The organism is Methanocorpusculum bavaricum DSM 4179 (assembly GCF_000430905.1).
Classification (GTDB): Archaea; Halobacteriota; Methanomicrobia; order Methanomicrobiales; family Methanocorpusculaceae; genus Methanocorpusculum; species Methanocorpusculum parvum.
Genome location: NZ_KE387272.1, coordinates 1 through 8,730, shown reverse-complemented (window position 1 = coordinate 8,730; position 8,730 = coordinate 1). Strand labels below are relative to the sequence as shown.

Annotated in this window: 6 protein-coding genes; all 6 read right to left on the bottom strand. The window is 50.3% G+C overall.

The genetic code is table 11. From position 1 onward, the window contains the following. Positions 1-136: 136 nt before the first annotated feature. Positions 137-1,456 (bottom strand): ATP-binding protein, encoded by a 1,320-nt coding sequence (locus tag H575_RS08540; protein ID WP_042700830.1) that lies wholly within the window; start codon positions 1,454-1,456, stop codon positions 137-139. Positions 1,457-2,969: 1,513 nt separating this feature from the next. Further along, positions 2,970-3,965, bottom strand: a complete 996-nt coding sequence (locus H575_RS08535) for a hypothetical protein (protein ID WP_042700827.1) — start codon at positions 3,963-3,965, stop codon at positions 2,970-2,972. A gap of 509 nt (positions 3,966-4,474) precedes the next feature. Beyond that, positions 4,475-5,047 (bottom strand): 5-formyltetrahydrofolate cyclo-ligase, encoded by a 573-nt coding sequence (locus H575_RS08530; protein ID WP_042700824.1) that lies wholly within the window; start codon positions 5,045-5,047, stop codon positions 4,475-4,477. Further along, on the bottom strand, positions 5,044-6,669 hold the full coding sequence (gene arcS / locus H575_RS08525) for an archaeosine synthase subunit alpha (RefSeq protein WP_042700822.1): 1,626 nt from the start codon (positions 6,667-6,669) through the stop codon (positions 5,044-5,046). The genes H575_RS08530 and arcS overlap by 4 nt, the downstream gene beginning before the upstream one ends. Beyond that, entirely contained in the window at positions 6,666-8,111 is a 1,446-nt protein-coding gene (gene tgtA / locus H575_RS08520; protein WP_042700819.1) for a tRNA guanosine(15) transglycosylase TgtA, read from the bottom strand. The genes arcS and tgtA overlap by 4 nt, the downstream gene beginning before the upstream one ends. Positions 8,112-8,115: 4 nt before the next feature. Continuing rightward, positions 8,116-8,730 (bottom strand): TIGR00296 family protein (locus tag H575_RS08515; protein WP_342664218.1); only part of this gene is annotated, 615 nt, incomplete at its 5' end.

Here is an 8,730-nt window from a genome sequence, read left to right as displayed (position 1 = left end):
GAACTTGCGACTGCGGGACGGCGACTAAATCTTTTCGTGTTAGTACAGTGTCCTGAATATATGGGGTTATTATCGGTGAAATGATCCTCCCTATTTTCGCCCGGATTTTGAAAAAAAGTATCCTGAATTGTCCATTTCACTGAACGAGATACGCATCGATATTCCAGAGGAGATACAGCGGCACATCCAAAACGACACCGCATGCATCCGTATGGATACCGGGTAGTTCAAGGCTTGCCCGTAATGCATATTTTGGCTTGTATCTTCTTCTATATTCTTTCAAACTCTTTGCCTGCGTATTTCGTGATGCTTTTGCCTCTATTGGGATCATCAGCATATCATCCTGAAAAACAAAATCGACTTCAGCCTTATTTCCTGATTTCCAGAAATACGGTGTGACGGATTTAGCTGCTATCAATTCAGTCAGAACAAAATTCTCTGTCAGTGCTCCCCGCATGAATGCGAACTGAGGATCCGGAGACATTAAAGCGGCGGCAGGAAAATTACTCAAACGCCTCAGCAGCCCTGCATCGCAGAAATATAACTTGAAATACGTCGTATCCGCAAATTTTGACAAGGGATAATCCGGAACGTCCACTTTCAGAACTTTATAAACCAACCCCGCATCGGCAAGCCACTGTAACGCATCTTCCAGATCGCGTGATTTGGCACCAGTTCTGACATGAGAAAAGATGAATTTTTTATTGTCTTTTGCAAGCTGGCCTGGTATCGAATCCCAGATGAGTGTTACCTTCGGATAGTCAGATTTTGGCACATGTCTGGCAAAATCTTTCTGGTACATCTCGAGAACAGCGTCAAGAATTCGTTCGACCTCCGAGATGTCACGCGTTGTAAGCCAGGTATTCACAACCTCCGGCATACCTCCGGTCATCAAATACTCACGATAAAGAGATTCCAGTTTTGGAAGAATTGATCTTGGGATACCGTCAATTTGCTTCTTTTTGAGCTCTTCATAAAGGTATGAATTCTCCGAGGCAAGCAGAAACTCCGGGAAAGATAACGGGCGTAATGTAAGGATGTCGACTTTACCGACCGGAAATGACTTACAGGCGGCAAGTGCGGTTCCTAGTAACGATCCGGCACACACCAGATGCAATGTTTTCAGGTCTTCACAAAAATATTTGAGCGAGGTGATCGCATTGGGACATGCCTGTATCTCATCGAATATCAGAAGAGTCACACCCGGCTCGATTTTTTTTCCGCGCTGAAAACCAAGCTCCTCTATGATCCTTTGAGGCTCGAGATCTTTTTCAAATATTGTGCAAAGGTCAGCTGACTTTTCAAAGTTAAAATACGCCGCGTCTTCAAAACAATCCTGACTGAACGTGTTGAGAAGCCATGTTTTCCCGCACTGACGAACGCCTTTTACTATGAGCGGTTTACGATCGGGATCATCCTTCCATTTTACAAGATCAGTATAGAGAAGCCTTTGCATCAATAATAATTACACACCATTTCAATATTAAGTTTGTGTAAGTTGCGCACTTTTTTGATATCACTTTGGTGAAAAATAAACACCTTTATTATACTACTTTGGGGCAACACAAGCAAGATTAGACGTCCTGTTAAAAAAGAAAGATGTGCTCACCCGCTCGCACGTCTCTCGACTTGGTCGCAAATTAAATATTTGGTCACAAGGCAAAGCCTTGCTCGCGTCCAACCCGTCCATCACACGAAAATAATAAAATAGGCTGGGTGGATATGCATGGGAGAAAGGAAAGGAGTTGGGATAAGTGCGGACACATGAGAAAGCCCACCGCGAATTCTCGCGTTCGCAAATCAAAGATTTGCTCTCCGCTTCGGGCTTCCAGCCCTCGCTTGAATCGCATTTTTCTTGCGCCTGCGTGCTCTGCTCCGGCTTATGCGTGCAAATCGGAGATTTGCGTGCCGCCTCAAACAGGCTTTGCCTGTTTGGGCTTCGCCTACGCAGGAATCGCACGCCGTCTGGAAAAGTCCACGAGCTGAAAGCTCGTGAGACGTCTCAAGAGCCTTTGGCTCTTGGACAAATGCTGGGGAAAAACCCGTTCGCAAACTTTCAGTTTGCTCTCCGTTTCGCTTCGCTCACTTGCATGCGGGTTTTTCTGCTGTTACATTCAGTCGATTCTTCTATTTTCATATAGGGATTTCCCCAATATCCCAATCTCTTTTCTGATTTTGGGGTGCGGGGAGTGACTGCGGGCTGCCCCGAAGGGGCGGCCTCAGCTGAGGCGGATCGGCGGCGCAGCCGGCGATCTTAGCGAAGCAAGTTTTCGAAGGAAACTTGCGGCCAAGTCGCTAGACTTGCGAGTCGGCGCGGAGCGGCCCGCGGCGGGGAATCCTAGGGTTGTGTGTTTAGGAAAACGGATTTTCTTTTTTCTGGATGGCGTACTCTGAATTCGTGTACGGAATTCTTTGGAACTATAAGAAGTCCCACCGCGAATAATCGCGAATCTCCGCGAATCGCATTTTCCTTACGCTGTCTTCTTGTCCTCGTCGTTTTACTCCTCGGCCGCGTTCCTATGCTTCGCCTGATCGGCTCCGCATGGCCGGAACGCCAGCGTGGAAAATGCTGGAAAACCCGCGTCGCGGGTTTTCTTTAAAGAATCTCAAATCCTTAAAAATTACAAACAAGATCAAGATTTTATCAGGAGAAAACCCGCGACGCGGGTTTTCCAGCATTTTTCGTTCCGCCGTCCCGACCACGCGGAGCCGATAAGGCGAAGCGTAGGGACGCGACCGAAGGTCAAGAGGGCGGAACAGGAAAAATGCGATTCGCGGAGATTCGCGATTATTCGCGGTGGGATTTCTCATGCATCCACACCCAACCATCTCCTTTTCTGCAAGTATTCATGCTAATCCAAGCGAAGCTTCCGTAACCTGAGTTTACCCCGAATGGGTGGATGAGGGGATGATGCCGCATTTCATCCGAAAAAAAGAGTGAAACTTATTCCCAAACGCTTACGATCCCATCAATCTTTATTATCTCTTAATCGACGACTATATGAGGCATTTTTCAATATATTATTATAATCCTCTTCTGATACCTGCTGAATAATGAGGTGCCCAGGTTTCTCTACAACATTTAATTTAACTATCTCTCCCATGTTCATTTCTGGAAGGGAAGGTTCAATAGATGTTATGAAATCATCATAGTATTTATCACTCGCCTCAATTTGCCCATTGACAAGTAATGTCGCAAGATGATCTAACTCGTCTTTATATTTCGTCTCAAATTGAACTAATTGAGTATGCCAATCTTTTATAATAGTGTCTTTTTTATAATTCGGAATGATTTGATATACATTATTGATAACAAAAAAACCGCCAGAGAGAGTTCTATAAATCAACCTAATCCTAATTATTGGAAAATTAGTATTACACTGTATTTTATCTCTTAATTTATCAAAAAGGTATTGAGATTCATCAATAGAATATGAGATATGAATCTTCTGACTATCTCCATGCGTTAGGGCAGAAATACGCATTGTATTAGCAGTAAAATATCTTTTCTCGTTACTACCATTACTCAATTCAATAACTGTCTGGAGATCTACACAAGGTGCGGGATAAGGGGAGAGATTTTCTAAAACACCTGTTAATCGAAATTTGGATATAAAGACATATTTATTCTCTGGCACATCACAATACAGATTTGGTTGTTCAATTTCAAATTGTAAATCGTTTAGCCAAGGTAATGGTTGATCCTTCATGACCCTGTCCATCTTCATTTCAAGCAATTGATCTCTCATGGCATAGTGTTGCTTAGATGTTGTAATCACGTATACTGCAGTAATTATCACGAGAAATCCACCTGAAATCACTGGTACCAAAGACAAACAATCATTATCTGTAATAAAACAATACACTCCCGTACCTACTAAAAATAGTCCGAAGAGGATAAGAATAATAATAGTTATAGTAATTTCATTCAATATCTTTTTTTTAGGCTCTGATTTTTTATCCATTGAAATCCTCACACGATAAATAGTGTAATGTTAGCTTCAAGACTCACCCAGATTAAGAAATATGCAATTACTCACATTTTCATCTCATTGCGGTGATGACTGAATATAATTTTACTTATTTTTTGGATGCTTAATGATTTCTACAAAAATCAAATTCGCTATCTTTTATGTTAATTAATACTTAAAATGCAGGGGATTTCTCAGGTATTATATTCATATCATCCCAGAGAACAAAAAGTACCATTACACATCCCGCTAAATGCCTCTATTATCTGAAAGCAACTGAAATCAATTCGCGATTATTATTCTATTTCGGCAAGACGTGGAATCATGAATGATACCTTCCCACAAAATCCCGTACACGAAACCAAAATAAAATAAAATAAAAAACAGCAGAAAAGAAATACCTGCCTCGCTCGCAAGTCTATCGACTTGGTCGCAAGGCAAAGCCTTGCTCAGCTAACGATGAGCCTATAGGCTCCTCCCGCCTCCGCTGAGGTCGACCGCCTTCAGCGTCCAACCCGCCCACACCTGATGACCTCGTCCTCGGTCACAATCTGATCCATCCTGGCGTCGAACTCCTCCGTCGGAATGCACTCCACCTCCTGACAGGCATACGCCATACCGATCCGGGGGATATCCGGATTCGTTTCAAAAAAGCGGTCATAGTATCCGGCACCATAGCCGAGCCGGTGCCCTTTTCGGTCGAACCCCACCATCGGGACGAGGACCGCGTCGATCGAGGATGCCGGGGCGGGTCGTTCTTTCGTCAGGGGTTCCGGGACCTTGAATGTGCCCGGTTCGAGCTGATCCATCGACGTGAGATACGAGAGCCGGAGCGTATGGGTCTCCTTCTCGATGATCGGGACGAGCACCGTCTTCCCCTCTTCCAGAAGGCAGTTGATGATCACCATCGACTCGACCTCCGGATCCTTCGCCACATAGGCAAGGATCGTCTGATAGGGTTTCAGAAGTTCCTGCAGCCGGCAGGTGATGTAGTATCCCTTCGCCCGCCGGTCCCCTAAAGACAGAGCTTCGCGTCGTTCCTTAAGTATAGTGCGAAGCTCTGCTTTTGTCGTCATTTCCGATTCGTTTTCCGCACGCGGACCGCAACGCCGCGGTTCGAGCGTTTCATCTCGTCAGCGCCCATCGTGGTTTTGCCGGTCGCCTGATAGCCTTCTCCGCCGACAAACACCTCATCGCCTTCACGAATATTCGGATCGCAGTCGGCGATTCCCGGCGCAAGGATATCTCCCTGCGGGACGAACCCGTCCGAGATCCAGACCCGGTATCCGTTGATGTGCTTCCAGCCTTCGTGGGTCGGGCGGAGCAGACCCGTCTCCGGGTCGATCGAGAAGAGCTGGGTCTTCCTATCGTAGATCTTCTGGTTCGGGTACCGGCCTTTCGGGAGCCAGCCTTTCGTGTCGACGAGTTCGCCGAACTGCCAGAGGAGCGTGCCGCGGATCGGATCCGTGCGGCGTTTTCTGCTCTCGCGAAGCGTGTCGTTCAGGGCACGCAGCGAGTCCTGCGAGAGCGGTTTATCGTCATTACAGGTGAACTCGAGTTCCACGCCGGCTTTTTCGGCGGCGGTCTTTGCGACCTCTTTTGCCCCGCCTTCCAGATGGCAGATGACTCTGTCATACCGGTGCTTCGTTAAGTAGGCGGTAAGGTATTCGACCAGGATCGCGGACTCTTCCCTGTCCCAGTATCCGGTCACCGGCACATCATAGTGGCCTGCCGGATAGATGAGTTCGAGTTCCCGCGGGACGACGCCTAAGGGCGAGGTCACGATCACTTCATGGGCACGCCCGTCAACTACGCGGGAGAACAGCTGATGGGATCTCGAGAGCGAGTAGGGTTTTCGTGCGGCGCAGGGAAGAAGGACGCAGACATCGGTCCTTGAAGGGATGAACCGGTTGATGACCCTGTCTTCGAAGAAGGCGATCTCGGCACGGGTCATCGACTCGGAGGAGTTTGCGAAGAACCGGGACGAACGGACGACCGGAAGGTTCACTGCAAAGCCTGGTCTGCGGTCGACGTGCCGGAGGAGGGAGACCTGCTCGGCGTGGAGTCTGCAGCGCATCTCCATGAACTCGCGGAGCTGGCCCTGTTCGATCCAGACCCGTGCGAGAGCGATCTCTTTTTCGAGAGCCAGACGGTTGTGGAGTTTCAGATCGCCGGCTTTGCAGCCCGGACAATCGCAGATGCCTTTTTCCATATAGGAGGCATCGAACTCGCCTTCGGGCGTGCAGAACTTTTTCTGCACGGACGCAAGATCGACCGCGGTGTAGTCGAAGAGGTCGAATCCGAGATAGATCAGAGAAGCGGCGTTCGAGGGAAGACCGCATGCGGGGGCATAGCGTGCGGCGTCCGGGGGACAGACCGCAAGCAGTTTTTCCATGTAGTCCGCATGGCGGCGTGCGTCGGAGATGACGGTGTTCCAGTTCGAAAAGAGGAGCACGCTTCCTTCGACGGACTCGCTCTGCGGGTGAACGGCTGTCGGCTCTTCGCCTGCGACGAAGTATTTTTCAAACTCGGCTTTGCCTGCAGAAGGCGGGAGGTTTGAAAACCCGCGTTCCTTCAAGGAGGGGAAGACCGATTCGGTGTCGAGCACCGCAGGAGTGCTGATGTTTTCCTCGTCGGAAAGTTTCAGGTTCCCGATCCGTGCGTTTCCGTCGCGTTTTCGTGCATCGAACAGACTCATGTGATGACCTCGGCGTCCGGGAACTCTGTTCTGAAAAGTTCCGCCCATTTCTCTGTCGTTGAGATGGTGACTTTGGTGTCGGGGTTTGTCGCGAGCAGTCCTTTGAGGCCTTTGATCCCGTACTTCATCATCTCTTCGTCCCATGCGGGAACTTCGGCGGGTCCGGCCGGGAAGGTCTCGGCAAGTTCGTAGGGCAGGGGGCCGAACGGGGGCTTGAACTCGATGACCTCTTCAAAGATCCGCGGCACAGGTCCGCCGGCTGCGATGAGGGAGACCTCCGAGAGTTTTACGCGGGGGATCATCTCGTGATAGTTTGCGACCTCGGTCCGGCGGCATGATTCGCTGCCCCGGTAGAAGAACCGGCGTTTGCTGGCTCTGTCGAGGTGTTCGATCTCGTCGACCCGTTCAAGGAGTCTCCGGTAACCGTCGAGCAGTTTCGGGTGGGCCCGGCACCTCTCATCGACGAGTTCCCAGAGTGTTCCGTCCTGGATCGCGGCACGGATCCTTGAGATCTCGGCCATGGTGACGGCGAGGTTGTGGCAGGCGAGGAGCTTTTGTTTGTCTGGGGATTTTTTCAGCTCTTCGACGGTATGACTGCGGCAGACGGGGCAGGCACACGGCAGTTCGCTCATCTCGTCGAGTTTGAGCGTTCCGTAGGTCGTGATATAGCGTCCTTCCTTCGCATAAAGCGCGTAGGCGGCGGAGTCGAAGACATCGCATCCGAGAGCCGCGGCGAGAGCAAACATGGAGGGGTGGCCGGCACCGAAGAGGTGGATGCAGGCTCCCGGGTTGAGTCCTTTTTTCGCGGCGATGATGACGTCGACAAGTTCGCGGTACCGATAGCTTTCCATTAAGGGGACGACGGCGCCGATCGGGCAGTAGGCAAAGCCCATGTCGGATACGGTTTTCCCTGCATATTCACGGAGGTCTTCAAAGACGGCTCCCTGGACAGGGCCTGAGAGGGGGGCGTCGGGACCGAAGATCTCTTTTGCCTCTCTCATTCTCGCCATGGTGATATCCATCTGGGCGATGACTTCTTCCCTGTCGGTGTCGGGGTGGGTGGGGATGTCGAGCGGGACCCAGATGTCGCTTCCGATGTCTCTTTGGAAGGAGAGGGTCTGAACGTTCGTGATATCGACGCTGCCGTAGACGGACATCTGGAAGGATCCCGAGTCGGTCATGATGAGTCCGTCGAAGTCGAGGACTTCGTGGAGGCCTTTTTCGAGGGCGGGGGCCCGGTAATCTTCGCTTTTGGAGAAGATGTAGGCGTTTGTGATGATGCCTTCGACGCCCATCTTTTTCATTTCCGCGGGCGGGATTATCTGAAGGTGAGGGTTGACGACCGGGAGGAGTGCGGGGGTTTTTATGACTTTGTCGCCGGCTTTGAGTTTGCCGACGCGGCCTGCTATGTCTTTATGGATGACTTCGAATGTTATTGCCATGGGATTATTCCTTGAATATCTGTCCTTCAAATGTAAGAATATTGCATGATGCGTTTGTCCATGCGTCGGGGTGGAGACCGGCTTTGTAGCAGGTTTCTCTGAGGAATTCTTCCGCGTCCCAGCCGTATTCGACGGCGACCTGGGGGAGGAGGAGGCCGGTATGCCCGTTCATTTCGGCGATGAGTCCGTGTCTGCCGACGATGACGGCAGACGGGCGTTCGCCCGGTTCGCATTCGAGAAGGAGGGGCTGGGTGAGGATGGTGACTTCGATCTTGATTTGTCTGAGTTCTCCTTCGTTTACGGGGTAGAACCTGGGATCATTGACGGCGGCATGCTGTGCGGCGTCTTTTATGGCGTCGGCGAGCGGTATGACGGGGAAGGGGAAGCCTATGCATCCCCTGAGGTCGCCGCATTTGGTGAGGGTGACAAAGACGCCTCGTTTTTCGGTGAAGATCTCGGTGAGCTCCGGGTCTCCGTGGGGTGGGTTTCCGGTTACTGCGGACTCAGCGTAGAGTCGTGCGAGTTGCAGGGCAAGCTGGCCTTCGGTCTGACTGAGAAGATGCATAATCATGTAGGTATTGGGTGTAAGAGATGATGAATTAAATGGCGGGGTGAGCCG

Coding starts and splice junctions, on each gene's coding strand:
- arcS (WP_042700822.1), bottom strand. CDS start 6,669: ATGAGTCTGTTCGATGCACGAAAACGCGACGGAAACGCACGGATCGGG.
- H575_RS08540 (WP_042700830.1), bottom strand. CDS start 1,456: ATGCAAAGGCTTCTCTATACTGATCTTGTAAAATGGAAGGATGATCCC.
- H575_RS08535 (WP_042700827.1), bottom strand. CDS start 3,965: ATGGATAAAAAATCAGAGCCTAAAAAAAAGATATTGAATGAAATTACT.
- H575_RS08530 (WP_042700824.1), bottom strand. CDS start 5,047: ATGACGACAAAAGCAGAGCTTCGCACTATACTTAAGGAACGACGCGAA.
- tgtA (WP_042700819.1), bottom strand. CDS start 8,111: ATGGCAATAACATTCGAAGTCATCCATAAAGACATAGCAGGCCGCGTC.